This is a genomic window from Vibrio sp. 10N.261.46.A3, from assembly GCF_041472995.1.
In the GTDB taxonomy this organism is placed as follows: Bacteria; Pseudomonadota; Gammaproteobacteria; order Enterobacterales; family Vibrionaceae; genus Vibrio; species Vibrio coralliirubri.
Genome location: NZ_JBFRRH010000027.1, coordinates 136,592 through 162,378 on the forward strand (window position 1 = coordinate 136,592; position 25,787 = coordinate 162,378).

The following is a 25,787-nucleotide window of genomic DNA, read 5'->3' on the forward strand; positions in this document are numbered from 1 at the left end:
TCAACAAGGATTCATAGATGAGCCTGAACTTTCTAGAATTTGAAAAGCCTATCGCTGAACTTGAAGCAAAAATCGAAGCGCTACGTGACGTTTCGCGTCACGGTGGTGACACAGCGGTAGATCTAGACAAAGAAATCGAACAACTAGAGAAAAAAAGCTTAGAGCTTAAACAGAAAATCTTTAGTGACTTAGGTGCATGGCAGGTAGCTCAACTTGCTCGTCACCCTCAACGTCCTTACACCAAAGATTACCTGGAGCATGCATTCACAGAGTTTGAAGAGATGGCGGGCGATCGCGCTTACGCTGACGACAAAGCTATTGTGGGTGGTATGGCTCGTCTAAATGGCCGTCCTGTTATGGTTATTGGTCATCAGAAAGGTCGTGAGACTAAAGAGAAAGTGATCCGTAACTTTGGTATGCCAAAGCCAGAAGGTTACCGTAAGGCACTACGTCTAATGGAAACCGCTGAGCGTTTCAACATGCCTATCATCACTTTCATCGACACAGCGGGCGCATACCCAGGTGTTGGTGCTGAAGAGCGTGGTCAATCTGAAGCTATCGCTAAAAACCTAAAAGTGATGGCTGGCCTTTCAGTTCCTGTTATCTGTAACGTTGTGGGTGAAGGCGGTTCTGGTGGTGCACTAGCGATTGGTGTTGGTGACTACGTGAACATGCTTCAGTACTCTACGTACTCAGTAATCTCTCCAGAAGGTTGTGCTTCAATCCTATGGCGCGATTCAGATAAAGCACCACAAGCAGCTGAAGCGATGGGCCTTATTGCTCCTCGTCTTAAAGAGCTTGAGCTTATCGACGAAATCATTCCTGAGCCTCTAGGTGGCGCGCACCGCGACCCTGCACAAACGGCTCAGAACATGAAAGACATGTTAGTTAAACAGCTAGAAGAGCTAGAGCAGTTTGATAACGAAACGCTTCTTGAGCGTCGTTACCAGCGTCTAATGAGCTACGGCTACTGCTGATAAGTTACCTTAGTAATAAGGTCTGCTTAACGTAACAAGTTGATGAAAGGGTTGGACTCAGTGCCAACCCTTTTTTATTATTAAAACATTATCCTTTCACACACGACCTCTGGTTTAGTAGCCTCATGACACACTTAATTGATACCTTCACATCTGTACTTGATCAAAGCGCGCTTAAGCCTTGTCGGTTGATCGTCGCTTTCAGTGGTGGTGTCGATTCACGAGTGTTGTTGGAGTTGGCTGCGCAATACGCCAAGTCCCATCACATTGAGTGCTGTGCGGTACATGTTCACCACGGCTTAAGTAAGAATGCTGATTATTGGGCAGAGCAGTGCCAAACATGGTGTGATGCTTTGTCGGTATCTTTGTTCATTGAACGAGTCTCGCTAGATATTAGCCGTGGAGAAAGCGTTGAAAAGCTGGCTCGAGACGCGCGATACCAAGCCTTTAAAAAGCATATTAGACAGGGTGATGTATTAGTTACAGGTCAACACATCGATGACCAAGTCGAGACCTTCTTGTTAGCTCTTAAGCGTGGCAGTGGTCCGAAAGGGCTCTCTTCAATGGCGAAAATGATGCCGTTTTCAGGTGCTCATATCGTTCGCCCACTGCTGTCGGTGACGAGAACGGATATTGAAGGGGCGGCGCGTGATATGGCGTTAACTTGGGTAGAAGATGGGAGTAATCAAGACGTTCGCTTTGACCGCAATTTTATTCGTCATCAAGTCACTCCGACACTGACCGAGCGTTGGCCTAGTTTCCGAGAGTCGGTCAGTCGCAGCGCTCAGCTATGTGCAGAGCAAGAGTTACTGTTGGATGAGTTGCTTGAGTCTCACTTACAGCAAGCTTTGGGAGATAGCCAGAGCTTAAGCATTGAGGCGTTATTCCAACATTCAGACTTGTTACGAGCACGACTGATAAGAATGTGGCTTAGCCATTGTAATCAACCGATGCCAAGCCAAAAGCAGCTCAAACTTATATGGGATGAGGTGGCATGCGCTCAGGCGGACGCTAATCCTAAGCTGGTGTTGAATGAGGTTGAGGTTAGACGTTTTAATCATCAGCTCTATGTCGTCAAAGAGACCAAAGACTTGTCGAACTGGCAAAGTGATATCTCGATGGAAGAGAGCTTAGTTTTGCCTGACGGTTTAGGGGAACTACACTTAACTTCAGCGGCGAGTGATGGTGTATCTAACCACTGTGATGCGCAACATTTTAGTCTCAACATAGCGAGTAGAACATTGCGAGTGATCTTCAACCCTGAAGGATTATCAGCGCATCCTGTTGGACGCGGTCATAGCAGAAAGCTCAAAAAACTCTTTCAAGAGTACCAAGTACCCAGTTGGTTACGACGCAGAACGCCAATATTAATGGATGGCGATCGAGTGATCGCTGTTTTAGGCTTATTCGTAGATAAAAACTACGAAGGTCAAGATTGTGAAGCGCTTTGGAGCAAGTAGAAAAAGTTTGTGTCACAATTCACCGTCACTTTAATAAAAATAATTAATGGAATATGCAATGAAGAAAATTACACTAGGATTAGTTCTTGGATTTGGACTATTGAGTGGTAACGCACTGGCGGCTGATGTCGCTGCGGGTCAAGCTAAAGCAGCAATCTGTGCGGCATGTCATGGTGCAGACGGTATCGCAGTGATCCCTGGCTATCCAAACCTTAAAGGTCAAAACGAGCAATACATCGCTTCATCAATTAAGGCCTATAAGAACGGCCAGCGCACCGGCGGTTTGGCCGCTGTCATGCAGGCTCAAGCTTCAATGCTGAGTGATGAAGACATCGCGAATCTAGCCGCTTACTACGCAAGCCTTAAGTAAAACCTTCTCAAAGCGCTGATTAAACAAGATGATAAATTTCGAGCCAGAGCTTTAAAGCTCTGGCTTTTTTCATTGAATGTTTACTATAGCTAACCGATAATGAGCCATTCGCACAGTTTAAGGGATGAACATGAAAAAGATTGAAGCCATTATCAAGCCATTCAAACTTGATGATGTACGTGAAGCACTTGCAGAAGTGGGTATTACGGGTATGACAGTATCTGAAGTTAAAGGCTTTGGACGTCAAAAAGGTCATACTGAGCTATACCGCGGCGCAGAGTACATGGTCGACTTTTTACCTAAAGTGAAACTAGAAATCGTTGTGACCGACGAAGTGGCTGACCAATGTGTTGATACCATCATCGAGACGGCTCAAACAGGTAAAATCGGTGACGGTAAGATCTTCATTACTGAAGTTGAACGTGTGGTACGTATTCGTACTGGCGAAGAAGACGAAGACGCCGTATAAAAAAACTATTACCCTAAAAGGAGCGTTTATCGCTCCTTTTTCATTTCTGGTAGGGTGTTGTATGTTTAAGAAAACCATCATTGTTATCACGCTATTGATAACGCTTGCTGTCGTTAGTTTTCATTTTATCTTCGTGATCCCGAATAAACCCAACCTGATCACTTCCTCTCAAAGTACCAGTAACGACATCTACAGCTGCTACCAAAACTCTGCACCGAAAGCGATTGATGTGTCTGATGGCTTAGACATTACGGTGTGGAATATCTATAAGCAAAACCGAAATAATTGGCAGGGTGAGTTAAATAAGCTGTCGGCAGGTAGCGATTTAGTCTTGCTGCAAGAAGCGAGTATGACAGAAGGACTTCGCCAATGGGTAACGAGCGGACAGTGGGGTAGCACTCGTGTGAATGCGTTTGAGGCGTTTGAGCAAAGTGCAGGGGTACTCAACCTAGCAACTCATTTACCGATTGAAGCGTGTGCTTATACTCATGAAGAACCTTGGCTTCAACTGCCTAAATCCGCGCTTTGGTCGCGTTACCAACTAAGTAATGGCGAAGAGCTGGCTGTGATTAATATCCACGCTGTGAACTTTACCTTTGGTACGGAAGATTATGAAGCTCAGCTCAAGAGCTTAACTGATAATCTGCAAAAGTATCGTGGACCTGTTATTTTTGCCGGGGATTTTAATAGCTGGAGTGAAGCTCGCTTTGCTGTATTGAAAGATGCGTTGGAGAAGGTTGGTTTGACGGAAGTTACCTTTGAGCCAGATAACAGAACTCAGTTCATTACAGGACTGGTGCTCGACCACGTGTTCTATCGAGGGCTAGAGGTAGAAAAAGCAAAAGCGCCCATTACGGACGCTTCTGATCACAACCCTATGCGAGTGACCTTTAAGGCTAAATAGTGATTAGCTATTAGTCATTGGAACTTAACCATTCGCACGGTGGTTACGTTGGGAAATCTAACGGAACAATAGGCTAGAGAGTCTTCGCTAGCCTTATCTCTTCTACTTAAAAGATTAAAATGTAGAGCGCCCAGATTAGGTAGTAGCCAACCCATGGTAAGCCTGAAATCACAAGCGCTTGCCCGCGTTCAAACTCAGTCCACGTTAATACCGCAGCATAACCTAGCACGATGTACCATGGCAGAAGCAGTGGTAATGAGCTAGCAAATTGTGACCAATCATTAGTTAGCGGTAACTTGATCAAGCCATTTAAGCTGTTCAAGTCGGCAGCGTAGTTCATCACATGTCCATGCTTGAGTATCAGGCTTGCGTAGCTTGCTACATCACCTAAAACAGCTGGGAATATAACAACCGATGCCGCTGCAAACCATCGCCAAAAGCTGTGCTGATGTTGGCTTGGCTTGGTTGCAAGGTTAAACCAGAATGCCAATAGAACGATGGTTAATGTTCGGCCAAATATGTCGCTGATGATTTCACTTGCGAGTAAGGTATTGCTGTCAAGTAACGCCAATTGGTCAGGGTTCGTTTGAGCCAGTTGCTGCGAGAGCTCTGCACTTAACCATGCAAAATCTACATTCGAAAAATAAGCACCCCAAAACAAAAATGGGCTGAGCATTAATACGACGTAGGGTTGCCATCCCCAAGCACTTCGTTGATAAAGCGCTAAGAAGCAAGCTGTTGGCGAACGGAATATATCCAACAGCATGACGAGTGGGTTACTTGACGGGTTCATACACTTACCTTAGTTACATCAACATACAGCTTCAGTTTTTGTCCTGGCTGTAGGTATTTTTTGTTCTGCAAAGTGTTCCATTTTACAACATCTGTACTTTTTACTTTGAACTTTGATGCAATACCGCTGACTGTGTCACCTGATCTTACGTTATAAAAGATCGTACGGATGATGGCGCCGTCTGAGCCATTTTTCCAAATGACCAGTTCTTGACCAACTCTAAGCGTGTCGCGTGGCCCCATACCATTCCACTTAGCCAGTGATTGGTGAGAGACCTTATTTGCGCGTGCAATCGTCCATAGGCTGTCACCACTTCTTACAGTATGGCTAAGCTTATATTGACCACGACTCTTCGACTGTGTGCTTGCTAGGCGATTTGAAGCGCTTAGGGCGTATGTCTTGTCGTCTTTGGTTGACGTTGGGATAAGTAAGTGCTGGCCAATACGAATATTGTTGTTGCTCAAACCGTTCGCAGAGCGGATCACTTTGCTGGTGGTGTTATATTTGCTTGCCAGTACGCTAATGCTGTCACCAGATTGAACCTTGTAACGCACCAACTTCATGCCTTTGCCTTTATTGGCAGCGACTTCTTTGTTGAATTTCTCAACTGAGTCTAAAGGAAGTAATAGTTGTTGGTGTTTCTCTGGAGCTGTCGCCCATTGGTTGTAAGCCGGGTTGTAACCTTGAAGTTCTTTGACAGGAATGCCTGCGTAGTTCGCAGCAATGGCTAAATCAAGCTGTTCTTCAGGGTTAACCAGAGTCAGCACTGGCTTGTTCGGGATTGCAGGGATATCGATGCCATACTTTTCTTGGTTGGCAATGACATCTGCTAGAGCAAGCAGTTTAGGTACATAGCTGCTGGTCTCTTTTGGTAAGTCCAAAGAGAAAAAGTCGATTGGCTTGCCCAGCTTCTTGTTTTTGCGGATTGCGCTGTTTACTCGACCACCACCACTGTTATAGGCAGCAATTGCATGGTTCCAGTCGCCATCGAAACGTCGGTTAAGATCTGAGAGGAAGTCCAATGCGGCGTCGGTAGAAGCGGCAACATCACGGCGGCCGTCATACCAAAAGTTCTGTTCAAGCCCGTAGTCTTTGCCCGTGCCTGAAATGAATTGCCATAGACCTGCAGCACTGCCATGAGAGTAGGCAAACGCATCGAAAGAGCTTTCTACAACGGGCAATAGTGCCAGTTCTAGTGGTAAGCCTTTTTCTTCAATCTTAGTGGTGATCAAATATAGGAAAGGTTCAGCACGCTTTGATACGGTTTTTAGATGACTCGGGTGCTTGAGATACCAAGTTCGGTAGTAGTCGACCTTCTTTTGGTCTGGCACTTCCATTTCAAGTTGCATCGCAATGCGTTTCCAAACATCTTCTTGTGTTTGTGGAGTAACGACAGGTGCTTCAACTTTTTGATCTTCTTTGGCTGTTGCTTCTGATGAAACGTTCGCTTGAGAAACTTCTTTAGTAGGAGATGTGTTGGTTTGCTCGGAAGCTTGGTCTGGATTCTCTGACTGAGTTAATTGGCAACCAGAAAGTAGTAATACCAAAGCCCAGCTGTACTTAACTCGCATGTTACAGCCTTTTTAATTAACGGCCGATGATAATACTTGCCACCCCCTATGAGTGACAAGTCTGTATTTGTTAAAATTCGTTCTTCCACGCACGTAAAGCGGTGAATACTGATAAAGGATCGGTCTGCTCGGTGCGATTAGACACTGATTTCACTACACTTGGCTCGGTATAGCGCAGGAAGGGGTTCACAAACTTCTCTTGTCTCAAATTTGTGGGGATGGTCGACTTATTTTGAGCGCGAAGTCGGTTCACTTGATCGCGATATTGCTGCAAATGTTGGTTATCAGGCTCAACCGCTAATGCGAAAGCGATATTGGCTGCAGTGTACTCATGTGCACAATAAACTTCGGTTTCTTGAGGCAGAGCCGTGATCTTATTCAGTGCATCGAACATCTGTTGTGGTGTGCCTTCCATGATTCGGCCACAACCCGCAGAGAACAGCACATCACCACAAAACAGTTTGGCATCGCCCACATAACCAATATGACCCGCGGTGTGGCCACTGAGTCCTAGGACGAGAAATACTTCGCCAAACAGTTCTAATTGATCACCATCATCGACCGGATGAGTTAAGGTAGGGATAGGTTCATTCCTTGGACCCACGACATCCACGCCGGGAAATTGTCTAACGAGTTCTGGAACGCCACCAATGTGATCGTGGTGGTGGTGCGTAATCAAGATTGCATCTAAAGTTAGCTCATGGTGTGCCAAGTACTCTAATACTGGAGCCGCATCACCAGGGTCGACGACAGCACAACGGCGATCGCTATTTTGAATCAGCCAGATGTAATTGTCGTTAAATGCAGGTATGCTTTTGATATGTAACATTATTGGTTCTCCAGTCACTTTTAGTGCGACAGAATAAGTGAGACAGATTATTGATGAAGCCAGCACGTAGCAGAAAGAAGTTTGAACGTCCTTACACTTGGGCGCAATTGCACAATGGGGACTGGTTGAGAGAATCTATTCAAACTCGACTCGATGAGTGGTGCCCAAAGCTATTTGGTTACCATATGCTCAAGCTCGGTGGCCTCAGTAGTGAGATTTCTAGCTGCACATGCAACATTCAACATCAAGTAAACCTAGATATCCAGAACCCATTACATAATGTGATAGCGGATGGCTATAATTTACCCTTTTTGGAGAAAAGCTTTGATGTTGTAGTACTGAGTCATCAGCTAGATTATAGCAATGACCCGCATCGATTATTGAGAGAAGTCGATCGAGTGATGATGGACGATGGCTATATCATTATCACTGGCTTCAACCCAATCAGTGTCACTGGGCTTGCCAGTTTGATGCCTTGGCGAAAGAACAGCTTACCCTGGAGTGGGCGTATGTACACGCCAAGTCGAATTAAAGACTGGTTAGGTGTACTTAACTATGAAGTAATTCATTGTGACACCTACGCGCTGTTTCCGATGAGTAAGTATCAAGCGATGTGGACGTGGCTGGAGAATAGCTTAGGTGGTTGTGCGTCCTTCGCCGGAAGCCAATACTTTATTGTTGCTCGTAAACGTACTTACCCGCTAAAACCTATCAAGCCACATTGGCACCTCAAGCGACGTTTCTCGCCTGTTGGAGCAAGTTTTAGAACCAATACGCGCCGTACAATGGATTCAGCCAAAGCGTCATATCCGCTAAAAACAGAAAAAGCCGACTAGTTGTCGGCTTTTTATCGATTGGTCAGTTTAAGAAATTATAAATCGCTTTCTGAAATGTGCGTCTAATTTAAAAACGGTTAGCTTGGCTGATAGCCCGTATCTTCTTGAGTCGGATTTTCCGCTGCGTTTCTTGCTAAATCATCACACATTTCGTTTTCTCTGTGTCCCGCGTGTCCTTTTACCCAGCGCCAATCAACGCTATGGCGAGCGGTTTCTTTATCGAGCCTTTGCCACAGATCGGCATTTTTAACCGGTTTCTTGTCGGCTGTTTTCCAGTCACGCTTTTTCCAGTTATGAATCCACTGTGTGATGCCTTGACGCACGTATTGGCTATCTGTGGTCAGAATCACAGAGCAAGGTTCTTTGAGGGCTTGGAGAGCAACGACAGCGGCGAGCATTTCCATGCGGTTATTGGTTGTTAGCGTGAAGCCTTCTGCTAGCGTCTTCTCGACTTTCTTGTAGCGAAGTACGATGCCATAGCCACCGGGACCAGGGTTGCCTAAACAAGAACCATCAGTGAAAATTTCAACTTGTTTCGTCATGATTTGATACTATTACCTCAAGCACATTATCGGCATAGTCTGACACAGTTATCCTTATGAATACCAGTAGCACTCCAGAACAAAGCACGAACGAAAAAAACAGTTCGAACGAAAATAAGCGCATTGTTGTACTCGATACCGAAACCACCGGTATGAATACAGAAGGTGGCCCTCACTATATGGGTCACCGCATCGTTGAAATTGGTGCAGTCGAGATCATCAACCGTAGGCTGACCGGGCGTCATTTCCACGTCTACATCAAGCCCGATCGTGCGATTCAAGAAGAGGCGATTGGCGTTCACGGTATTACCGATGAATTCTTGATTGATAAGCCTGAATACCAAGACATACATAAAGAGTTTCTCGACTTTATCAAAGGTGCGGAGCTGGTGGCTCATAACGCGCCCTTCGATACGGGTTTTATGGACTATGAGTTTGAGAAGCTCAACCCTGCGATAGGTAAAACGGATGACTACTGTAAAGTTACCGATACCTTGGCAATGGCGAAGAAGATATTCCCAGGTAAAAGAAACAACCTAGATATCTTATGTGACCGTTACGGTATTGATAACTCGCACCGTACTCTCCACGGTGCATTGCTCGATGCGGAGATCCTAGCCGACGTCTACTTATTGATGACGGGTGGTCAAACTTCGCTGCAATTTAACGCTGGTCAACAGGAAGGCGAAGCCGAAAGCATACGAAGAGTAGAAAGTGGTCGAAAATCCCTAAAGGTTTTACGAGCTACGGCCGATGAAGTAGAAGCGCATCAAAGTCGTTTAGATCTCGTCGAGAAAAGCGGAAGCTGCCTCTGGCGTCAGTAGGGAGAAAGTATGTTAAGGGTATTGGCTACCGGTTGCTTATTGCTGTTAAGCTTTGGCTTACATGCAGCAACAGAATCCGTAATGAGTTTATTGGATAACCGTTTTCGAGTTGATCCCAGTATTGAACAAGTCACCTTTGTGATTTATCGAGCCGATAACTCTAAACCTGTCGTTTTGGTTCGCCCTGATGGCAAGAAATACTATTCTTGGCGCAATGCTGATAATGTCCGTTGGTACGAAGAATCGTCCATGGACATTATCTCTATCGACAATCCGATGCCCGGCCCTTGGCAAGCGATAGGTAAAGTTTCCCCTAAGAACAATATCAAGCTCCTGTCTCATCTTGTTTTGGATGCTAATGAGTTCCCAGATAAGTTGTATCAAACAGAACACATTAAATTTACCGCTCGACTGACTTCTGATGGCAAGCCGCTGGTGCTGCGCGATTTTCTCGATCGCGTAAAGCTTAAAGTCACCTTTACTAAGTTTGTTGAAAACGAAGAGTCTTTGGTGAGAGAAGCGCGCCCGGTGCCGGTTGTGATGGGCGAATTTGCCGATGATGGCGCTGATCTTGATGAAAAGGCTGGAGATGGTGTGTTCACGGTCTCTTTGCCAATAGATATCGAGCCCGGTAAATACCGAGCGCGTATTACCTCTGGTAATGGCGTGTTCCTGCGAGCGCAGGAGCAAGAAGTCTTGGTTTACCCAACACCGATCACTAGCACCTTCATTCAATCACGAAAAGAGGGTTTACCTCATACTATTGTGGTGTCTGGTGAACAGGGGATGATCGCACCGAGCTCGTTAGCGGTTCATGTTGAGCACAAGGCTCCTGATGAATATGTGATGTACAAGCAGGGGCAAGCTGAAGTCGACGCAATGAAAGTCGCTCTTGAGGTGCCTTATAATGGCGATTTGGGGATTTATAATTGGTCAGGGATGGTTTACGCCACTGATGCTTCAAGTCAGCGCCCACTGATCTTTCCTATTACCGAGCAGTCGTACAGCGTTGTTGAAGATATCGACTTAGCAGAGTCACGACGCCTTCAAGAAGAAGCACTTGCTGAACAGAAGCGTATCGCAACAGAGTTGATGATCCTTCAAAAACGTGAAGATGACAGACAGCGCAGTATGATCATTATTGCGGTGGGTAATGTGGTCGCGATTCTATTGGGCTTATTGATTTGGTTTGTGGTTCGTAAGGTTAAAGCGAAGAAAAAAGCGTTACCTGAGATGCAGCTCAAGGCGCCTAAGTAACTTGCTTAGATGGTTAGGTTGTCTAGAGAAAATAAGCCGCTAGATAAAGCATTGGAATTTGTGGCAACGAAATCATGAACAAAAAAACGGGACTCATAGGAGTCCCGTTTTTGTTTCTTTTTCTGGCCTTAAGCTACGTTATCAATCGATTGGTCTGGGTACTGAGACTTTGCTGCAAGCTCCTCTGGTGAGAAGTCATCCACGTTAATCGTGTACAGTCTATGTTCCTCAGCGCTAATCAGAAGATTTGCCTCTTCTTGCGTTAAAATACCTTTCTCAAGTCCCAACTGAGCAACAAGATCAAGTCGTAAGAAGGCACGTTTTTGATGTGTCTCTTTACAGACTTTGTCGAACAGAGGTTCAGCTTGAAGAATTACTTCTAGCGCTTTTTCAATCTTACCTACTGGGTTGTATTCCGTCGCTTCTAGATATTGGCCACGACCGATACGAGAGCGTGTTTCGCTTGGTGTTTGTAGAATGTGCGCGACTTTGCTGTCGAGCTTGTCGTTTGGTGCACGACGGATACGACCAAATGGCATCAGCACAACACGAAGCAGACGACCAATCACAGGATTAGGGAAGTTCGCTAAGAACTCATCAATCGCCACTTCAGTCTGACGTAAGCTATCTTGCATACCCCAATGTACTAGCGGTAGATCTTCAGCGTTGCTGCCTTCGCTTTCAAAGCGCTTCAACGTTGCTGAACCTAGGTAAAGTTGACTCAGGATATCCCCCAGTCTTGCTGATAAACGTTCTCTACGCTTTAGTGAGCCGCCTAGAACTGCCATTGAAATATCAGACAGTAGCGCTAGGTTTGCACTGTAGCGGTTTAGTTGTTGGTAATAACGCTGTGTCTGTTTATCTGTTTTATTTGAAGGTGTTGGCGCATCAGAACCACGGCCATCGGTTAAACCAAACCACAAGCTGCGGACTAGGTTACTCATCGTAAAGCTAACGTGTCCTGCTAACGCTGAATCAAACTTATCAAGCGCATCGCTGCTTTCAGAATAAGCCGCTTCCATTTCGTTCAGTACGTAAGGGTGACAGCGAATCGCACCTTGACCATAAATGATCATTGAACGAGTCAGGATGTTTGCGCCTTCAACCGTAATCGCGATAGGCGAACCTTGGTAGCCACGAGCTAGGAAGTTCGATGGGCCTAAACAAATGCCTTTACCACCGACGATATCCATCGCATCAATGATGCTGCGTTGGCCACGGTGAGTACAGTGGTACTTAACGATTGCAGAGATAACCGAAGGCTTTTCGCCTAGGTCGATACCTGCGACGGTTAGATTACTTGCAGCGTCCATTACATAAGCGTTACCCGCTAGGCGTGCAAGTGGCTCTTCAATCCCTTCCATGCGGCCAATAGGCTGTTTGAACTGACGACGGATACGAGCGTAAGCGCCGGTTGCGAGCGCAGCAGACTTAATGCCACCGGTTGAGTTTGAAGGCAGTGTGATACCACGACCAACCGACAGACACTCAACTAGCATGCGCCAGCCTTGACCTGCCATTTTCTGGCCACCAATGATGAAATCGATAGGCACGAAGATATCGTCGCCTTGCGTTGGACCATTCTGGAAAGGTACGTTTAGTGGGAAGTGGCGGTTGCCAATCTCTACGCCTTTTAAATCAGTTGGGATAAGCGCACAGGTGATACCCAGATCTTTTTGGTCACCAAGTAGGCCATCCGGGTCACGCAATTTAAAAGCCAAGCCTAAAACGGTCGCGACAGGCGCGAGAGTGATGTAACGCTTGTTCCAAGTTAGGCGCATGCCAAGTACTTCTTCGCCTTGCCAGTCGCCTTTACAAACTACACCGTAATCTGGGATTGAACCTGCATCTGAACCGGCTTCTGGGCTAGTCAGAGCAAAACAAGGGATCTCTTTACCTTCCGCTAAGCGAGGCAGGTAGTGGTTTCTTTGTTCTTCTGTACCGTAGTGTTGTAACAGCTCACCAGGGCCTAATGAGTTAGGTACGCCAACCGTCGATGACAATACACTAGAAACACCCGTCAGCTTCTGTAGAACCAAAGATTGAGCGTAAGCTGAGAACTCTAAGCCGCCGTATTTTTTCTTGATGATCATGGCGAAGAATTTATGGTCTTTCAGGTATTGCCATACTTCTGGTGGCAAATCAGCAAGCTCATGAGTGACTTGGTAATCATTGACCATTTCACACACGGTATTTACTGGACCATCTAAAAACGCTTGCTCAGCTTCAGAGAGTTTCGGGTCAGCAATGTTTTGAAGCTTCTTCCATTCAGGTTTACCTTTGAACAGCTCTGCTTCCCACCATACTGTGCCAGCTTCTAGTGCTTCTTTTTCTGTCTGAGACATTGCCGGTAGAACTTTCTTAAATAAAGAGAGTGCTTTTTGGCTGATCAGTGTCTGACGAATGGTAGGTACAGCAAAGATCGCAACGGCTAACAGGTAACAAAGCCATCCAGTGACTGCCACGCCGCCAAACAGTGTTAATGCTACCATTGCGCCGGTTAATACAACTAATGCACGTACCAGACTGACTCTATGGTAAAGACAGACGCCTAAGATGGCGGTCATGCCGAGTAGGGAGAGCAATATGTTCATGATCGATTTCCTTTTCAGAGATCACTTATTGTTATTAAGTTTTAGGTAAGAGGTCTAACCAGTCGAGTGTAAACAAAATATTAAATATTTGTAAAACTCCAAAGTGAGTAAAAAGTGATCTCAATAGAGTTAAAGTTCTAATTGTGAGAGGTTGGTGGCGAATATTTGGACGGATTTACAACGACAAGTTAATTAAGGTGGCAATCTTTGGGCTTAAGTGTCGACACTATTTCATGTTTGTGGGTAAACTCAGCTATAAAGAGGGGAAAACCCTCAGTTCTCATTTCACGCACTTTAAGCTGCGTCAAAAAAAATAAGAGATAAGCCTTATGTACCAAGACCTAATCAAAAGTGAATTAAACGAAGCTGCTGACGTTCTGAATAAGTTCCTGAGTGATGACCATAACATCGCTCAAATTGAAGCGGCGGCAAAACTGATTGCTGACTCATTCAAGCAAGAGGGCAAGGTGCTTTCTTGTGGTAACGGTGGTTCACACTGTGATGCAATGCACTTTGCGGAAGAGCTTACTGGCCGATACCGTGAAAACCGTCCAGGTTACGCTGGTATTGCGATTTCAGATCCAAGCCACTTGTCTTGCGTGAGTAATGATTTTGGCTACGACCACGTATTTTCTCGTTATGTAGAAGCGGTAGGTCGTAAAGGTGATGTGTTGTTCGGTCTGTCGACTTCAGGTAACTCTGCCAATATTCTAAAAGCGATTGAAGCTGCTCAAGCTAAAGGCATGAAGACGATAGCATTGACGGGTAAAGATGGAGGCAAAATGGCGGGTTGTGCTGATATCGAAATCCGAGTGCCACACTTTGGTTACGCAGATCGCATCCAAGAGATTCACATTAAGATCATTCATATTGTGATTCAGCTTGTTGAAAAAGAGATGGAATAACAGTTTTACAGATATTTGGAGCCTAGGTTTGTGGCTCCATTGGTTTTAATAGGGAGTAGATTAAACCATGTGTGAATTGCTCGGTATGAGCGCGAATGTGCCAACTGATATTTGTTTTAGCTTTACTGGTCTTATGCAGCGCGGAGGCAATACTGGTCCGCACCGCGATGGCTGGGGTATTACCTTCTATGAGGGAAAGGGTTTTCGTACATTTAAAGATCCTAACCCTAGCTGTGAATCAAAGATCGCTGAGTTGGTTCAAAACTACCCAATTAAAAGCCAAGCCGTTGTCAGTCATATCCGTCAAGCGAACCGTGGTGGTGTTAATCTAGAGAATACACACCCTTTTACTCGTGAGCTTTGGGGGCGATACTGGACCTTTGCTCACAATGGTCAATTAACGGATTACGACGATCTGATCAGTGGTCGTTTCAGACCGGTTGGCGAGACAGACAGTGAGCTCTCTTTCTGTTGGCTACTCAAACAACTTGAAGAGCGTTTCCCAGAACCACCACAAGACATGGAAGGTATGTTTCGCTTCGTAGCGGAATGTTGTGACCAGCTGCGTGAGAAAGGCGTCTTCAACATGTTACTCAGTGATGGTGAGTATGTGATGACCTACTGCACCAACCATTTGTACTGGATAACAAGGCGCGCACCTTTTGGTAAAGCGAGCCTGATTGATGAAGATGTTGAGATTAACTTCCAAGAAGAAACTACGCCTAATGATGTGGTTACAGTGGTGGCAACTCAGCCTCTAACAGACAATGAAGAGTGGTTTAGAATGAAGCCGGGTGAATACGCGCTGTTTCATTTTGGTGAGCTGATTGGTAATAACCACCAAGCGTTGGAAGGTGTCGCTTATGCGCCGAAGAAGGTAGCAAGCCAAGCGCCAACGGAGCCATTGAACTAAGCTAAGTATCCCGGATAGTATTATTTGAACCGTATAAAAAAGGCCGCTTACTGAACTAATGAATCGTAAGCGGCCTTTTTTGATGTGATTTGATTTCTGACGAATTACTCTTCTGCGTAACCGTGTTTGCTTAATGCCTTACCGTCTAAGACAGCCTGCCCATTTAGCATTGATAAACGATCTTCTGCGAACCATTTGCAGACCATAGGGTAAATGCAGTGTTCTTGAGTAAGCACTCGGCTTGCCAGAATATCAGCATCGTCATCTTCAAATACCGGAACCTTAGCTTGTAAGATCACAGGGCCACCATCAAGCTCTTCGGTAACAAAGTGGACGCTAGTTCCGTGCTCTTTATCTTGTGCATCAATGGCACGCTGGTGGGTGTGTAGGCCTGGGTATTTAGGTAACAGGGAAGGGTGAATGTTGACCATTTTACCCGCATAGTGACGAACAAACTCTGAACTCAGGATACGCATGTATCCCGCAAGTACGATTAAATCGGGTTGGTATGCATCAATCTGAATCATCAATTCATGATCGAACTCTTCACGTGAACCAAAGTCTTTTGGATTCACTGAATGTGCGTCAACACCTGCGGTTTTCGCTCGTTCTAATCCAAAAGCCTCTGCTTTGTTTGAAAAGACAGCCTTAACTGAAGCATCAATCATATTGCTATCACAGGCATCCAAAATTGCCTGTAAGTTACTTCCGCTTCCTGAAACTAACACAACGATGTTTTTCTTAGAGTGACTGGTTTTATTTGAGTGATTGTTTTTCATAGAGTGGGTCATACGATTGATTAACTGAACTGTTTACAATGTACCTACATAAACTAAGGTTTTCTGCGGGCTAAATAGCAAAATGAGGACCATTAGGTCCTCATTGATTAACTAAGTAAGTGAGCGTATCACTTATTTGATTTCAACTTGCTCTTCGCCAGCTTCAGCGTTTGCGATCTCACCGATAACCCAAGCGTTTTCGCCTTCAGCTTTCAGTAGTTCAACAGCAGCGTCTGCTTGATCTTTAGGTAGAGCAACAACTAGGCCTACACCACAGTTGAAAGTGCGGTACATTTCAAATGTCTCCACGTTACCTTTCTCTTGTAGCCAGTTGAAGATAGCAGGCCATTCCCAGCTCTTGCCATCAATAACTGCTTTAGTGCCTTCAGGAAGTACGCGTGGGATGTTTTCCCAGAAACCACCACCTGTGATGTGCGAGATAGCATGAATGTCATGCTCAGCAATCATCTTAAGTGCCGATTTGATGTAAATCTTAGTAGGTTCTAGTAGGTGCTCACCGATAGTGCGACCTTCTAGTTCTTCACTCTTATCAGCACCAGAAACTTCTAGGACTTTACGAATTAAAGAGTAACCGTTTGAGTGTGGACCACTTGAGCCAACAGCGATAAGTGCGTCGCCTGCTGCTACTTTAGTGCCGTCAATGATGTCAGCTTTTTCTACAACACCAACACAGAAGCCAGCTACATCGTAGTCGTCGCCTTCGTACATGCCTGGCATTTCAGCAGTTTCACCACCGATTAGTGCACAGCCAGCTTGAACACAGCCTTCAGCAATACCAGAAACAACGTCTGCTGCTGTATCTACATCTAGCTTACCTGTTGCGTAGTAGTCTAGGAAGAATAGCGGCTCACCACCTTGAACGATTAAGTCGTTCACACACATTGCCACTAGGTCGATACCAATGGTGTCGTGTTTTTTCAGATCCAAAGCAAGGCGAAGTTTAGTACCAACACCATCAGTACCTGAAACAAGTACCGGCTCTTTGTATTTCGTTGGAAGTTCACATAGGGCGCCAAAGCCACCAATACCGCCCATTACTTCAGGGCGACGAGTGCGTTTAACAGCACCTTTGATACGGTCTACTAGTGCATTACCTGCGTCGATATCAACACCAGCGTCTTTGTAGCTTAGAGAAGAAGTATTACCACTCACGGGATAGTCCTCGAACTTAAGTTGGATGTGAAAACGGCGCTATTCTAACAGGGCTTGATTACCAAGAGCAAACGTTTGCGCGGTTTTTTTTATTAGAATAAAGATTCTGAAATAACCTTAGAGTTCGTGTATAATCTACAGGTTTGTTTAAATATTGCCGGAGTTGGAAATGAAAGTTGTTGAAGTGAAACACCCGCTAGTAAAACATAAAATTGGCCTGATGCGTGAAGGTGAGATTAGCACTAAGCGTTTTCGTGAGCTAGCGACAGAAGTGGGTAGCCTTCTAACATACGAAGCGACATCAGACTTTGAAACTGAGCGTGTGACGATTAACGGTTGGAACGGTCCAGTAGAAGTTGACCAAATTAAAGGTAAAAAAGTAACTGTAGTGCCAATCCTACGTGCTGGTCTAGGCATGATGGACGGCGTTCTTGAGCACATCCCAAGTGCACGTATCAGCGTTGTTGGTATCTACCGTGACGAAGAAACACTTGAGCCAGTACCATACTTCAACAAGCTTGCATCTAACATCGATGAGCGTATTGCTCTAGTGGTAGACCCAATGCTTGCAACAGGTGGTTCTATGATCGCGACTATCGACCTGATGAAAGAGAAAGGTTGTAAGCACTTTAAGATTCTTGTGCTTGTTGCTGCTCCTGAAGGTATCGCTGCTCTAGAAAAAGCGCACCCAGATGTTGAGCTTTACACGGCTGCAATCGATGAGAAGCTAAACGACAAGGGCTACATTGTTCCTGGTCTTGGCGATGCTGGCGATAAGATCTTCGGTACTAAGTAATTCGGTTTCAGCTTAAGTGACCCTAAACAGTTCCTTAACTCGCTGAATTAACCGTATTAATAAAAAGGGAGAGCATTCGATGCTCTCCCTTTTTTGATCTTGTTTGGTTGTGATTCTTTTGAATCTAGCCTTATCGATTCATTAATCGATTTGAGCTTTATCTACCACAGTGTTGTCACCTAGCTCATCTGGAAGTACTAGGTTAAGTAGAATCGCTACGATGCCACATAGGCTTACGCCCTGTAGGCTAAAGTCACCGATGCCAAATGCCATGCCGCCAATACCGAAGACTAACGTAATGCCTACAATCACAAGGTTGCGTGATTTGTGCAGGTCAACTTTGTTTTGAATTAGAGTATTCAAGCCTACGGTTGCGATAGAACCAAACAGTAGAATCATGATGCCGCCCATCACAGGAACCGGAATCGTTTGAAGTAGTGCGCCTAGCTTACCGACCAATGCAAGAACGATAGCTGTTACTGCTGCCCAAGTCATGATCACTGGGTTGAATGCTTTGGTCAGCATTACCGCACCTGTTACTTCACTGTACGTCGTGTTTGGTGGCGCGCCCAGCATAGAAGCAGCAATTGTTGCCACACCGTCGCCAGTAATTGTGCGGTGTAGGCCAGGTTTTTTAAGGTAGTCTTTACCGGTCACGTTAGAGATAGCAAGCATGTCACCAACGTGCTCAACAGCAGGTGCAATCGCAACAAATACCATAAAGAAGATCGCGTTGATGTTGAACTCTGGCGCTGTGAAGTTTGGCAGTGCTAACCAAGATGCTTGCGCTACTGGTGTGAAGTCGACTGCGCCATAAACCAAGCTAGTGATGTAACCCGCGACAATACCACCGAAGATTGGCAGTAGCTTAAGGAAGCCTTTAGAGAACACACTGATGACAATGGTCACTAACAGTGAAATCGAAGAGATCCACAGTGCAGCGTCTGCATCAACAAGCTGAACCGCGCCATCGCCTGTCTTACCTAGCGCCATGTTAACCGCAACAGGCGCAAGGCCTAAACCGATAACCATGATCACAGGGCCAACCACGACAGGTGGAAGCAGTTTATGGATGAAGCCAACGCCACGAACTTTAATTAACGCGCCCATTAGTACATACACAACACCCGCCGCCATAAGGCCGCCCATGGTTGCACCTACACCCCAAGTTTGAATACCAAACATGATAGGCGCGATGAATGCGAAAGAAGACGCTAAGAAGATTGGCACTGAACGGCGTGTAATAAGTTGGAATAAAAGGGTACCGACACCTGCGCCAAAGAGTGCAACGTTAGGATCAAGTCCTGTTAGTAGCGGCACGAGTACAAGCGCACCAAAAGCTACGAACAGCATTTGCGCACCTTGCAAAGCATTTTTCATGATATGTCCTTAAAAATGGTCGTTATATGAAAAGTGAAAAATAAAATTCGCGGGATTCTATCACTTAGCAATCGATTGCTACACCAGATAGATCAAATTTATTTATCTTAGTGATGTTTTATATCCATCTAAGCCCTAGAAATTCAGTTTATAAGTGAGCGATTTATCATGGCCAGGTGATATTTTGTGGTTATTAAACACAGTGGGCGCTATCGACCTTGCCCCTCAATCCATAGTTGCTTATCATCTAGGCACAAGATTTGAATATTAGGATCAGTATGCGCTACATAGCATTGTTGTTGATGGGACTATTAGCCTCTCCGAGTTATGCCTTAACTCAAGTAGATATTTTTAGTGCTGAAGTTGCGATTAACGCTGAAGACAAACAGCCAGAACAAGTGGCAAGAAATACAGGTATGGAGCAGGTATTGATACGTGCGACTGGCCAAACTGATGTCGCTTCGAATGAGACGATTCAAAAGGCGATGCGCAAGAGTTCGCAGTACATGTCTCAAATGAGTTTTGGCGAAAGCAATGACCAATCAACATTGCGTATGCGTTTTAACGGTGCTCAAATCCGTTCTCTGTTGACTCAAGCACAGTTACCTTACTGGCCTGACACGCGTTCAAACATCCTTGTTTGGCTGGTGGAAGAGGACAACTACGACAAGAACATCGTATGGGAACACTCTAACTCAGAGTTAGCAGCTAGCTTACAAGCTAACGCAAAAGAGCGTGGCTTGCCGCTAACGCTGCCTGTGGGTGACTTTGACGATATTACGGGTATTGCGACTTCTGATTTGTGGGGTAGCTTTGTTACGCCAATCAGTAAAGCGAGTCAGCGTTATCCTGTTGATGCTGTGTTGGTGATAAAGGCTCAATCTTCAGGCCTACGTTGGGCTCTATACGATCAAAAGCCAAGTCAATTGACGAGCGCACCAACATCGCCTGTAAGTGGTTCTTTATCAGGTAACAGCGCAACGACTTCTAAGCAGTTAGTCGACCAAATCAGTAACTACTACGCAGGTAAAAGTGCCGTGACGGTAGCGAGTGAGTCATCAGAATCGATTTTAACGCAGTTTATTAGCTTGAATAATGCTCAAGACTTCTTCCAGTTGGAGAACGCACTTAAGCGTCTAAACTCGGTGGCAAGCCTAGATATTCTGAAGATTCAGAACAACGAAGTCACTTTCCGAATTCACTTATTGTCGACTCAACAAGAGTTTGAGCAAGAAGTAGCAAGTATTCGCCAAGTTGCGAAGGTTGAAGAATCTTACATTGAGCCTGAAGTGAGCCCTGAATTTGAAACTCAAGACAACACAATGTCTGTAGGTGATGATTCAACAGACGCTGCTGAAGTCGTTGGTGACGAAACTGACTCAGGCGTGCAAGTGATTAAGGGTAATGAGATATCTGAGGATACTGAGCTAACGAATACGCCTGACGCAACGTTAGAGGATTCTAGTAAAGAAGATCTAACCATCACAGCGCCAGTACATGCTAAGCCAAGCTTGGTCTACGAGTGGGTTCGCTCATAATTGTCAGCTGACATGACTGATTGAAATGAAAACATGAAAAAAGCCCTGCAAGAGCAATCTCGCAGGGCTTTTTGTTTGTAAGCGGTCAGCTTAAAAGCATGGGTTCTATATTATTGCTCGAACTTAGCTTTCTCTCTCTTTTCTACTTCAGAAAGACGCTTCAACTTGATGCCTAACTCTTTGGCTCTAAAGCGAGTAAATAAGATATTGCCCGCGAAACCTAGAGTCGTCAGAAGCAGTTCTACAGCCGCTAACAAGCGTTCACCATCGTCTACATACAAAATAGTTAATGCGTGTAGGAAATAGAGCATCAAAACGAAATTTGCCCAAGCGTGCGTATAAGGCTTACCTGCTAAAATGCCCGGCAATGGCAGTAACAGCGGGATAGCCCAAGCAATCGCCAGCGTGACATTACTGAGATGAGGGTGCGGTGAAAGCGTCATCTGCCAAGCCACTACCCAGAATAAAAGTGACAAGTTGCCCGCTAAAGCAAGGTAGCGAAATAGCTTGGTTTTGGGAGACATAGCCTTCTCTGGCATATACATCATTGAGAAATTCCCTTCTGATTTATTGCGATGCGCGCTAGGCGTTTACCTAGGTTTTGCGCCAACTCAATCTCTTCTTTGCTAAGCGAAGCGCTCTCTCCAGTACTGCTTGCACCATAAGGCGTACCACCGGTTTGCGTGGTGTGCAGTGCAGGTTCTGAGTAGGGGATACCCACGACTAACATGCCGTGATGAAGTAGGGGCAACATCATGCTTTGCTGTGTCGTCTCTTGACCACCATGCAGTGATGAAGAAGAGGTAAAGACACAAGCTGGTTTATCGATGAGATCGCCATTGATCCACATTGATGTCGTGCTATCCCAAAAGTGCTTCATTGGCCCGGCCATGTTGCCAAACCAAACCGGACTGCCTAGCGCTAAACCATCACAAGATCGAAGTTCTTGTAACGAGGCGATAGGATCGGTTGGTTGATAGCGCGAATCAGGCTGCTCTTCTACGGTGTACACGTCGTTCACCGTTCTTAGCATGGCTTCACAGTTCGGAATAGATTCAACCCCTCGTGCAATCTGCCTTGCTAGAGCTTGTGTGTTGCCGTGGCGGCTGTAGTAAAGAACAAGAATGTTAATGCTCATATTGGATTACAGAATCTCTAGCACTTGCTCTGGTGGACGACCAATCTTTGCTTTGTTGTTCGCGACAACGACTGGGCGCTCAAACAGTTTTGGATTGGTTGCCATCGCGGCGAAAAGATCTTCATCAGTAACCGAAGCATCACCAAGGTTTGCTTCTTTGTAGTCCGCTTCTTTGGTGCGCATCATGTCGCGAACACTCTCAAAACCAAGCTGAGTGAACAGTACTTTCAGCTGTTCAACTGTTAACGGAGTCTCTAGGTATTTGATTATCTCTGGCTGTACGCCGTTTTCCTGAAGCACTTCTAGAGTTTGACGGCTCTTTGAGCAGCGTGGGTTATGATAAATCACGACAGACATGGTTCTTCCTCATTATTATTTTTGATTTAATTGTTTAGCTGAAGCCACCAGAGGTGACTTCTTTTGTGTGTAACGTTGAGCTTTCTTTTTATTCTGGCAACGAGCATTACCAGTAAACACTCTATTGTAGCGACAAGAAGCGCTCTCGTTGAATCATTAGCTGATCAATTCGAGCGTCGTAGCGTGCTTGTTTTAGGCTACCAAGTTCTGCGATTTGGCTTGCTTGCGTGTAGTACTGAATCGCTTTGTTCCAGTTGGCTTGCAGTGCCAAAATTTCTGCACGAGCAGCCAGTTCTTCGTCACTATTACCAAGGCTCGTATTTACTTTTGAAAGTAAGTGCCAGCCATTGGTGTCGTTCGGATTATCGTGCGTGTAACGTTGCAATACGCGAACCGCTTCCTGTAGATCTTCATTTTCAATCAGTGCATTGGCGTAGTTAATAGTCAGTACTGGGTTGTTTGGTTGACGAACCAGTGCCGATTTAAGTTCTTTAATCGCAATCTCAGGCTGCTTCTTCTCAATGTGCAGATCCGAAAGAGCATCTAGATAAAACAGGTTGGTTGGGTCGCTGTTAATCAGCTTGTTCAGAATGGGCTCTGCTTTGTCTAATTTTTTGGAATCTAGGTAAACTAGTGCTTGACCATATTCTAGTGACGGAACCAAAGTTTTAGGGGCTTTCTTCAGCTGGCGCTCAAACCAATCAAGAGCAGCATCATTATTAATGCCAGCATAGCGAGCAACAATGCGGGCTCTTGCTAGGTGGTAGTCCAGAGAGGGAGCCAGTTTCAGTGGCGGGTAACTACGAGCACGAGCGCGTGAATCGGTAATTCGGTCTTCTGGTAATGGGTGAGTCAGTAGCATTGGCGGTGGTGTGCTCGCATAGCGATATTCATCAGCTAAACGGCCAAAGAAACGTGGCATCGCATTCACATCAAACCCAGCTTTTGCTAGCGTGTTGATACCAAAGCGGTCGGCTTCTTTTTCATTACTACGGGTGTAGTTGATTTGGCTTTGCATATTACCCGCAGTCGTTGCTGTTAGGGCTGCAATGCCGGCTTCAGGAGCTGCAATCGCCAGTAATACAGAGGCTGCTAGCGCTGCAATGGTTGCTGGAGAGCGGCGCGCTTGGTCTTCCATACTACGCGCTAAGTGACGTTGGGTTACGTGCGCGATTTCGTGCGCTAATACAGAAGCCAGTTCACTTTCAGATTGTGCATGCAGGAACAGACCTGAGTGCAAAGCAACATAACCACCAAAGAAAGCAAAGGCGTTGATGTTGCGGTCACGGATCATAAAGAACTGGAAAGGTGTCTTTACATCATTTGCGTTCGCGACCAGACGATGGCCAAGAGTATCAATATATAGATTTAGAACTGGGTCGTTTACGATAGGCTGGCTACTTCTGATGATGCGCATGTAGGCATCACCATAGATAAGCTCTTGGTCTATAGTGAGTGTGCCGCCAGCAGCGGTACCGATATCTGGTAGCTCCAAACTATTGGTATTCGCCATAGTTGGGGTGCTTAATGTAGCTGCGATGCATAAGCAAGCAATTGAGCGAGCGCGTTTAAACATATTAGTCAGTAATACTCCGTTTCTTCTGACAGTAAGACAAGTGCAATGGAAATTGGTTCTTTATCTGATTTAACCTTTGCCAAGTGCGTGCGCTATCATGAAGGAAGATGAATGAATGATGGCGCGTTTTCAAAAACAGATTACAATACGACCCTTATAATAAGCATCGAGCTCAAGAATGACACCTAATATTCTAGATTTACGCCAAGAGCGCTGTCCAATGGCGCTATTATTAGCCAAGCGTCACAGTGTAAAGTTAGAAGTAGGGCAGTCATTGTCAATTTATGTCTCTGATAACAGCTCGATGAAAGATATTGTTACTTATTTGTCTAAGCAAGCCTATGACGTCGTCACTGAGGTTTGCTCTAATTACCATCATCTCCTCGTCACTAAAAAGGAATTGCAGTCAGATGCTTGAAATGGTCAATCGTTGGTATAAACGACGTTTCTCTGATCCCCATGCTGTCAGTTTGGTTGCCATCATTCTCTTCGGCTTTATTACGATCTACTTCTTTGGTCACCTAATTGCACCACTCTTGGTTGCGATTGTGTTGGCTTATTTGCTTGAGTGGCCTGTTACCCAACTTCAAAGACTCGGTGTCCCAAGAACGCCTTCGGTGATGTTGGTGATCATGATGTTCTTTAGCGTGATGCTACTTGCGATCTTTGGCTTGGTACCAACTATTTGGCAACAAGTGGGTAACCTAATCAATGACATCCCAAGCATGTATGGCAGCTTGCAAAACTTCATTGCAACGATTCCTGAACGCTATCCAGAATTAGCCAACCTGCAGATCGTTGAGTCCATTATGTCTAACGCCAAGAACAAAGCGTTAGGTTTTGGTGAAAGTGTTGTCAAAGGCTCTCTTGCTTCTCTTGTGAGCTTAGCGACCTTAGCGGTTTACTTGATTCTTGTACCACTGCTTATTTTCTTCTTGTTAAAAGACAAAGAAGAGATGATCAGAATGGCGAGCGGTGTACTTCCTCGAAATCGTCGTTTAGCGACCAAAGTATGGGAAGAGATGAACCAGCAAATCTCGAACTACATTCGCGGTAAGGTTCTCGAGATTTTAATCGTTGGTGGTGTGAGTTACGTAACCTTCGCGATTCTGGATCTGCGTTATTCAGTCTTGTTGGCTGTAGCGGTTGGCTTCTCGGTGCTGATCCCTTATATCGGCGCGGCAGCTGTGACTGTTCCGGTGGCGATCGTTGGTCTGTTCCAATGGGGATTAGAGCCTCAGTTTTACTGGTTGCTTCTCGCTTACGGTATTATCCAAGCGCTAGATGGTAACGTGCTCGTTCCTGTTCTTTTCTCTGAAGCGGTGAACCTGCACCCAGTGGCCATTATTGTTGCCGTGTTAGTGTTTGGTGGACTGTGGGGATTCTGGGGCGTGTTCTTTGCTATCCCGTTGGCGACGCTAGTTAAGGCGGTTTGGAATGCCTTACCGAGTCACGCATTAGACGATGACCCCGAACATCAAAAGTAGTTGATCTTGTTATAGAAAAAGGCCGAACATCCATGATGTTCGGCCTTTTTGCTCTTAGCTTAATCATTAGCTTAATCATTAGCTTAATGAGTGTTGCTCTTGGCTTAGAAAGTGATGAATCTAAGTCATTAACTCACTCAAATCGCCCTTAAGCTTCTTGATTGAAGTAATCTAGAACCACTTCGTGGTGAGTCTTAGTCTTGAACTTGTTGAAGACATGTTCAATCTGACCTTCTTCATCAATTAGGAAGCTAATACGGTGCAGACCATCGTATACCTTACCCATGAGTTTTCACCCTTGGAAATAAATTAGGACATA

Annotated in this window: 26 protein-coding genes and 1 pseudogene; 14 read left to right on the forward strand and 13 right to left on the reverse strand. The window is 45.4% G+C overall.

The annotated features are described in order from the left end of the window. Positions 1–17 precede the first annotated feature (17 nt). From accA to AB4484_RS08030, 5 genes are all read left to right on the forward strand, one after another. Positions 18–977 carry an acetyl-CoA carboxylase carboxyl transferase subunit alpha gene (gene accA, locus AB4484_RS08010; RefSeq protein ID WP_017060731.1) on the forward strand — a complete coding sequence of 320 codons (960 nt, stop codon included), beginning with the start codon at positions 18–20 and terminating at the stop codon, positions 975–977. A 125-nt stretch (positions 978–1,102) separates the two neighbouring features. Further along, entirely contained in the window at positions 1,103–2,437 is a 1,335-nt protein-coding gene (gene tilS / locus AB4484_RS08015) for a tRNA lysidine(34) synthetase TilS (RefSeq protein ID WP_372077432.1), read from the forward strand. A gap of 46 nt (positions 2,438–2,483) precedes the next feature. Then, positions 2,484–2,807 carry a cytochrome c gene (locus tag AB4484_RS08020; RefSeq protein ID WP_170791809.1) on the forward strand — a complete coding sequence of 108 codons (324 nt, stop codon included), beginning with the start codon at positions 2,484–2,486 and terminating at the stop codon, positions 2,805–2,807. 130 nt (positions 2,808–2,937) lie between these two features. Further along, positions 2,938–3,276, forward strand: a complete 339-nt coding sequence (gene glnB, locus AB4484_RS08025; RefSeq protein ID WP_017063373.1) for a nitrogen regulatory protein P-II — start codon at positions 2,938–2,940, stop codon at positions 3,274–3,276. 61 nt (positions 3,277–3,337) lie between these two features. Continuing rightward, positions 3,338–4,180, forward strand: a complete 843-nt coding sequence (locus AB4484_RS08030) for an endonuclease/exonuclease/phosphatase family protein (RefSeq protein ID WP_248384424.1) — start codon at positions 3,338–3,340, stop codon at positions 4,178–4,180. A 106-nt stretch (positions 4,181–4,286) separates the two neighbouring features. On the opposite strand, the gene AB4484_RS08035 is transcribed toward AB4484_RS08030, so the two are convergent. The 3 genes from AB4484_RS08035 to gloB form a co-directional block, all read right to left on the reverse strand. Then, a complete protein-coding gene (locus AB4484_RS08035; RefSeq protein ID WP_372077435.1) occupies positions 4,287–4,973 on the reverse strand; it encodes a YIP1 family protein in 687 nt (228 codons plus the stop codon). Continuing rightward, positions 4,970–6,544 (reverse strand): LysM peptidoglycan-binding domain-containing protein, encoded by a 1,575-nt coding sequence (locus AB4484_RS08040; RefSeq protein WP_017063374.1) that lies wholly within the window; start codon positions 6,542–6,544, stop codon positions 4,970–4,972. Before AB4484_RS08040 ends, AB4484_RS08035 begins: the two co-directional genes overlap by 4 nt. Positions 6,545–6,614: 70 nt before the next feature. After that, entirely contained in the window at positions 6,615–7,373 is a 759-nt protein-coding gene (gene gloB, locus AB4484_RS08045; RefSeq protein ID WP_017060725.1) for a hydroxyacylglutathione hydrolase, read from the reverse strand. A 53-nt stretch (positions 7,374–7,426) separates the two neighbouring features. Here gloB and AB4484_RS08050 point away from each other — a divergent pair, with 53 nt between their 5' ends. Continuing rightward, positions 7,427–8,209, forward strand: a complete 783-nt coding sequence (locus AB4484_RS08050) for a class I SAM-dependent methyltransferase (RefSeq protein WP_017060724.1) — start codon at positions 7,427–7,429, stop codon at positions 8,207–8,209. A gap of 77 nt (positions 8,210–8,286) precedes the next feature. On the opposite strand, the gene rnhA is transcribed toward AB4484_RS08050, so the two are convergent. Continuing rightward, positions 8,287–8,751, reverse strand: a complete 465-nt coding sequence (gene rnhA, locus AB4484_RS08055; protein ID WP_017069372.1) for a ribonuclease HI — start codon at positions 8,749–8,751, stop codon at positions 8,287–8,289. 56 nt (positions 8,752–8,807) lie between these two features. Here rnhA and dnaQ point away from each other — a divergent pair, with 56 nt between their 5' ends. Further along, positions 8,808–9,575: a DNA polymerase III subunit epsilon gene (gene dnaQ / locus AB4484_RS08060; protein ID WP_017060722.1), complete on the forward strand. Its 768-nt coding sequence runs from the start codon at positions 8,808–8,810 to the stop codon at positions 9,573–9,575. Between the two features lie 9 nt (positions 9,576–9,584). After that, the gene (locus AB4484_RS08065) at positions 9,585–10,832 is read left to right on the forward strand and encodes a TIGR03503 family protein (RefSeq protein WP_372077438.1); all 1,248 of its coding nucleotides are present in this window, start codon (positions 9,585–9,587) and stop codon (positions 10,830–10,832) included. Between the two features lie 128 nt (positions 10,833–10,960). On the opposite strand, the gene fadE is transcribed toward AB4484_RS08065, so the two are convergent. Continuing rightward, entirely contained in the window at positions 10,961–13,426 is a 2,466-nt protein-coding gene (fadE, locus tag AB4484_RS08070; protein WP_372077441.1) for an acyl-CoA dehydrogenase FadE, read from the reverse strand. A gap of 329 nt (positions 13,427–13,755) precedes the next feature. On the opposite strand from fadE, the gene lpcA reads away from it, so the two are divergent. Next, positions 13,756–14,331, forward strand: coding sequence for a D-sedoheptulose 7-phosphate isomerase (gene lpcA, locus AB4484_RS08075; RefSeq protein WP_017063379.1), 576 nt, complete (start codon positions 13,756–13,758; stop codon positions 14,329–14,331). A 67-nt stretch (positions 14,332–14,398) separates the two neighbouring features. Continuing rightward, a complete protein-coding gene (locus AB4484_RS08080) occupies positions 14,399–15,244 on the forward strand; it encodes a class II glutamine amidotransferase (RefSeq protein ID WP_048612205.1) in 846 nt (281 codons plus the stop codon). 104 nt (positions 15,245–15,348) lie between these two features. Here AB4484_RS08080 and purN read toward each other — a convergent pair whose 3' ends face one another. Beyond that, positions 15,349–16,023 carry a phosphoribosylglycinamide formyltransferase gene (gene purN / locus AB4484_RS08085; protein WP_372077443.1) on the reverse strand — a complete coding sequence of 225 codons (675 nt, stop codon included), beginning with the start codon at positions 16,021–16,023 and terminating at the stop codon, positions 15,349–15,351. 132 nt (positions 16,024–16,155) lie between these two features. After that, the gene (purM, locus tag AB4484_RS08090; RefSeq protein ID WP_008222945.1) at positions 16,156–17,196 is read right to left on the reverse strand and encodes a phosphoribosylformylglycinamidine cyclo-ligase; all 1,041 of its coding nucleotides are present in this window, start codon (positions 17,194–17,196) and stop codon (positions 16,156–16,158) included. A gap of 169 nt (positions 17,197–17,365) precedes the next feature. Between purM and upp the strand changes: the two genes are divergently transcribed. After that, positions 17,366–17,992, forward strand: a complete 627-nt coding sequence (gene upp / locus AB4484_RS08095; protein ID WP_017060716.1) for a uracil phosphoribosyltransferase — start codon at positions 17,366–17,368, stop codon at positions 17,990–17,992. Positions 17,993–18,133: 141 nt separating this feature from the next. Here upp and AB4484_RS08100 read toward each other — a convergent pair whose 3' ends face one another. Beyond that, positions 18,134–19,372: a uracil-xanthine permease family protein gene (locus tag AB4484_RS08100; protein ID WP_372077444.1), complete on the reverse strand. Its 1,239-nt coding sequence runs from the start codon at positions 19,370–19,372 to the stop codon at positions 18,134–18,136. Positions 19,373–19,650: 278 nt separating this feature from the next. Here AB4484_RS08100 and AB4484_RS08105 point away from each other — a divergent pair, with 278 nt between their 5' ends. Beyond that, the gene (locus AB4484_RS08105) at positions 19,651–20,910 is read left to right on the forward strand and encodes a DUF2066 domain-containing protein (RefSeq protein ID WP_372077446.1); all 1,260 of its coding nucleotides are present in this window, start codon (positions 19,651–19,653) and stop codon (positions 20,908–20,910) included. Between the two features lie 110 nt (positions 20,911–21,020). Here AB4484_RS08105 and AB4484_RS08110 read toward each other — a convergent pair whose 3' ends face one another. From AB4484_RS08110 to AB4484_RS08125, 4 genes are all read right to left on the reverse strand, one after another. Continuing rightward, positions 21,021–21,458 (reverse strand): DUF2069 domain-containing protein, encoded by a 438-nt coding sequence (locus tag AB4484_RS08110; protein ID WP_017060713.1) that lies wholly within the window; start codon positions 21,456–21,458, stop codon positions 21,021–21,023. After that, a complete protein-coding gene (wrbA, locus tag AB4484_RS08115) occupies positions 21,455–22,048 on the reverse strand; it encodes an NAD(P)H:quinone oxidoreductase (protein ID WP_017066556.1) in 594 nt (197 codons plus the stop codon). Before wrbA ends, AB4484_RS08110 begins: the two co-directional genes overlap by 4 nt. A gap of 6 nt (positions 22,049–22,054) precedes the next feature. Continuing rightward, complete coding sequence (gene arsC, locus AB4484_RS08120; protein WP_372077448.1) at positions 22,055–22,405, reverse strand: arsenate reductase (glutaredoxin); 351 nt, start codon at positions 22,403–22,405, stop codon at positions 22,055–22,057. Between the two features lie 121 nt (positions 22,406–22,526). Beyond that, positions 22,527–23,981 (reverse strand): M48 family metalloprotease, encoded by a 1,455-nt coding sequence (locus AB4484_RS08125; protein ID WP_372077450.1) that lies wholly within the window; start codon positions 23,979–23,981, stop codon positions 22,527–22,529. 178 nt (positions 23,982–24,159) lie between these two features. On the opposite strand from AB4484_RS08125, the gene AB4484_RS08130 reads away from it, so the two are divergent. Further along, complete coding sequence (locus tag AB4484_RS08130; protein ID WP_029235389.1) at positions 24,160–24,399, forward strand: sulfurtransferase TusA family protein; 240 nt, start codon at positions 24,160–24,162, stop codon at positions 24,397–24,399. Further along, complete coding sequence (locus tag AB4484_RS08135; protein ID WP_017063383.1) at positions 24,392–25,468, forward strand: AI-2E family transporter; 1,077 nt, start codon at positions 24,392–24,394, stop codon at positions 25,466–25,468. Before AB4484_RS08130 ends, AB4484_RS08135 begins: the two co-directional genes overlap by 8 nt. A gap of 148 nt (positions 25,469–25,616) precedes the next feature. On the opposite strand, the pseudogene AB4484_RS08140 reads toward AB4484_RS08135, so the two are convergent. Beyond that, positions 25,617–25,760 (reverse strand): annotated as a pseudogene (locus tag AB4484_RS08140) (thioredoxin-dependent thiol peroxidase); the annotation flags it as partial. Positions 25,761–25,787 lie beyond the last annotated feature (27 nt).

Coding starts and splice junctions, on each gene's coding strand:
- accA (WP_017060731.1), top strand. CDS start 18: ATGAGCCTGAACTTTCTAGAATTTGAAAAGCCTATCGCTGAACTTGAA.
- tilS (WP_372077432.1), top strand. CDS start 1,103: ATGACACACTTAATTGATACCTTCACATCTGTACTTGATCAAAGCGCG.
- AB4484_RS08020 (WP_170791809.1), top strand. CDS start 2,484: ATGGAATATGCAATGAAGAAAATTACACTAGGATTAGTTCTTGGATTT.
- glnB (WP_017063373.1), top strand. CDS start 2,938: ATGAAAAAGATTGAAGCCATTATCAAGCCATTCAAACTTGATGATGTA.
- AB4484_RS08030 (WP_248384424.1), top strand. CDS start 3,338: ATGTTTAAGAAAACCATCATTGTTATCACGCTATTGATAACGCTTGCT.
- AB4484_RS08035 (WP_372077435.1), bottom strand. CDS start 4,973: ATGAACCCGTCAAGTAACCCACTCGTCATGCTGTTGGATATATTCCGT.
- AB4484_RS08040 (WP_017063374.1), bottom strand. CDS start 6,544: ATGCGAGTTAAGTACAGCTGGGCTTTGGTATTACTACTTTCTGGTTGC.
- gloB (WP_017060725.1), bottom strand. CDS start 7,373: ATGTTACATATCAAAAGCATACCTGCATTTAACGACAATTACATCTGG.
- AB4484_RS08050 (WP_017060724.1), top strand. CDS start 7,427: ATGAAGCCAGCACGTAGCAGAAAGAAGTTTGAACGTCCTTACACTTGG.
- rnhA (WP_017069372.1), bottom strand. CDS start 8,751: ATGACGAAACAAGTTGAAATTTTCACTGATGGTTCTTGTTTAGGCAAC.
- dnaQ (WP_017060722.1), top strand. CDS start 8,808: ATGAATACCAGTAGCACTCCAGAACAAAGCACGAACGAAAAAAACAGT.
- AB4484_RS08065 (WP_372077438.1), top strand. CDS start 9,585: ATGTTAAGGGTATTGGCTACCGGTTGCTTATTGCTGTTAAGCTTTGGC.
- fadE (WP_372077441.1), bottom strand. CDS start 13,426: ATGAACATATTGCTCTCCCTACTCGGCATGACCGCCATCTTAGGCGTC.
- lpcA (WP_017063379.1), top strand. CDS start 13,756: ATGTACCAAGACCTAATCAAAAGTGAATTAAACGAAGCTGCTGACGTT.
- AB4484_RS08080 (WP_048612205.1), top strand. CDS start 14,399: ATGTGTGAATTGCTCGGTATGAGCGCGAATGTGCCAACTGATATTTGT.
- purN (WP_372077443.1), bottom strand. CDS start 16,023: ATGAAAAACAATCACTCAAATAAAACCAGTCACTCTAAGAAAAACATC.
- upp (WP_017060716.1), top strand. CDS start 17,366: ATGAAAGTTGTTGAAGTGAAACACCCGCTAGTAAAACATAAAATTGGC.
- AB4484_RS08100 (WP_372077444.1), bottom strand. CDS start 19,372: ATGAAAAATGCTTTGCAAGGTGCGCAAATGCTGTTCGTAGCTTTTGGT.
- AB4484_RS08105 (WP_372077446.1), top strand. CDS start 19,651: ATGCGCTACATAGCATTGTTGTTGATGGGACTATTAGCCTCTCCGAGT.
- AB4484_RS08110 (WP_017060713.1), bottom strand. CDS start 21,458: ATGATGTATATGCCAGAGAAGGCTATGTCTCCCAAAACCAAGCTATTT.
- wrbA (WP_017066556.1), bottom strand. CDS start 22,048: ATGAGCATTAACATTCTTGTTCTTTACTACAGCCGCCACGGCAACACA.
- arsC (WP_372077448.1), bottom strand. CDS start 22,405: ATGTCTGTCGTGATTTATCATAACCCACGCTGCTCAAAGAGCCGTCAA.
- AB4484_RS08125 (WP_372077450.1), bottom strand. CDS start 23,981: ATGTTTAAACGCGCTCGCTCAATTGCTTGCTTATGCATCGCAGCTACA.
- AB4484_RS08130 (WP_029235389.1), top strand. CDS start 24,160: ATGACACCTAATATTCTAGATTTACGCCAAGAGCGCTGTCCAATGGCG.
- AB4484_RS08135 (WP_017063383.1), top strand. CDS start 24,392: ATGCTTGAAATGGTCAATCGTTGGTATAAACGACGTTTCTCTGATCCC.